1 protein-coding gene is annotated in these 2,140 nt (G+C 70.0%); it reads left to right on the top strand.

The window, feature by feature from the left end; all coding sequences use genetic code 11:
• The coding region (locus AB0M54_RS47840) for an AbfB domain-containing protein (protein ID WP_364480047.1) at positions 1 to 1,977 on the top strand (1,977 nt) is incomplete at its 5' end.
• Positions 1,978 to 2,140: the final 163 nt, after the last annotated feature.

Genomic DNA, 2,140 nt, shown 5'->3' with positions numbered 1-2,140 from the left:
GTGGCGCATCGGGCGGATGTGGATGCGTTCATTCAGGAGCAGCACGACAAGACCGAGGCGGAGCGGGAAGCGCTGCGGCAGAAAGACATAAAGCGCCGGGCCGCGTCGGTGGTCGCCTGGGCGCCCAGCGAGGGGGAGCTCACGCTGGCCAACGACAACTTCATCCGCAAGATCCGGGACAAGGCGGTTACCGGGTCGGAGGTGTCGGCCGCGGCGTTCGACGCGATCCTCAGTCCCGAACCGGCCGTCTGGGCCGCGTTCATCGAGACCGGCATCCATGCCGCCAGCGCCCGGGACAAGCAGATCGCCCTGGACAAGGAGATCGCCGAGAACCGCAGACTGGCTCTGGAGATCCAGACCAGGGCCGAGAAGACCCTCGTCCGGCCCGCCCTCGTCGCGGCGGCGAAAGCGGCGCTGGCCGGCACCCCGGCCGACGTCGCGCTGTTCCTGCGGGCGGGCCAGTTCGACGCGCTCGCGCAGTCGATCCGCAGCACCACCCCGAAGCGGGCCGGCTGGTGGGTGCGGAGCGCCGTCGGTGACGCGAGCCTGACCTCGGGCGATTCCGCGGGGGCGCCGCCCGCGCCGATCGCGGACGTCACCTGGAAGGTCGTCGACGGTTTGGCCGGCGAGGGCTGCTTCTCGTTCGAGTCGACGCAGCGTCCCGGTCACTACCTGCGGCCGGTGGGGTTCCGGGTGCAGTTGCAGCCGAGTGACGGCAGCACCGAGTTCAAGAACGCCGCCACCTGGTGCGCGAAGAAGGGTCTGGGCGGTCCCGGGGTGTCGCTGGAGGCCAAGGCCCAGCCGGGCCGGTACCTGCGTCACCTGGGCGCCGAACTCTGGATCGCCGACAACTCGGGCGCCAACGCGTCCGACCGGGCCTGCGGCTTCAACGAGAACGCGACCTGGCTGATCGACGCCCCCGGCCCGCAGACCGCGCCGAAGCCGGCTCCGGTCAAGGACCCGTGCTCCGACGTGGCCTCGTTCTACGACTACAGCAACGCCGACACCGGGCTGTGGCTGTTCAACGGCGTCGGCGGCGGCACCGTGTCGACCAAGCTGGCGTGGCGCCCCGGGGCCGGTCAGTGGGACGCCAACCGGGCCAAGCCGGTGGCCGGTGACTTCAACGGCGACGGCAAACTCGACATCGGCGCGTTCTACGACAACGGGGGCAACACCACCGCGCTGTGGCTGTTCGACAACGTCCGGGGCCCGGCGGCGCCGCGCAAGGTGTGGGAGACCGGTGTCGGGCATTGGGCTCTGAGTTCGAGCACGCCGCTGGCCGGCGACTTCGACGGTGACGGCAAGGATGACATCGCGGTGTTCTACAACTATGGCGGTGGGCATACCCGGCTCTTCCTGTTCGACCGGGTGTCCACCCCCGGCAGCGAGCCGTACAACCACGTGACCTGGGACTCGGGTGCCGGCCAGTGGGACCCGAACCGGGCCAAGCCGGTGGCCGGTGACTTCAACGGCGACGGCAAACTCGACATCGGCGCGTTCTACGACAACGGGGGCAACACCACCGCGCTGTGGCTGTTCGACAACGTCCGGGGCCCGGCGGCGCCGCGCAAGGTGTGGGAGACCGGTGTCGGGCATTGGGCTCTGAGTTCGAGCACGCCGCTGGCCGGCGACTTCGACGGTGACGGCAAGGATGACATCGCGGTGTTCTACAACTATGGCGGTGGGCATACCCGGCTCTTCCTGTTCGACCGGGTGTCCACCCCCGGCAGCGAGCCGTACAACCACGTGACCTGGGACTCGGGTGCCGGCCAGTGGGACCCGAACCGGGCCAAGCCGGTGGCCGGTGACTTCAACGGCGACGGCCGGACCGACCTCGCGGCGTTCTACTCCTATCCCGACGATCAGACGCGGCTCTGGGCCTTCGACGCTGTGAGTAGCACGAATGCCGCCCCGCGGGCCGCGTGGGACTCCGGTCCGGGCAACTGGGCCTGGGGTCGCGGCCGCCCGGTGAGCTGATCACGTACCTGACACGTCGTTACCAAAGCTGGAAGAGAGGGATGCCCGGTGAGAACACGGGGTTTTGTGGTGGTTGGTGTGGCCGCGTTGGTGTTGTCGGGGGTGGCGGTGCCGGGTGCGGAGGCTGGGGTGGCGCGGCCGGTGGCCGGGCGGTCGGCTGCGG

This window comes from Actinoplanes sp. NPDC051470 (genome assembly GCF_040682035.1).
In the GTDB taxonomy this organism is placed as follows: Bacteria; Actinomycetota; Actinomycetes; order Mycobacteriales; family Micromonosporaceae; genus Actinoplanes.
This window is presented reverse-complemented; position numbering and strand designations above follow the sequence as displayed.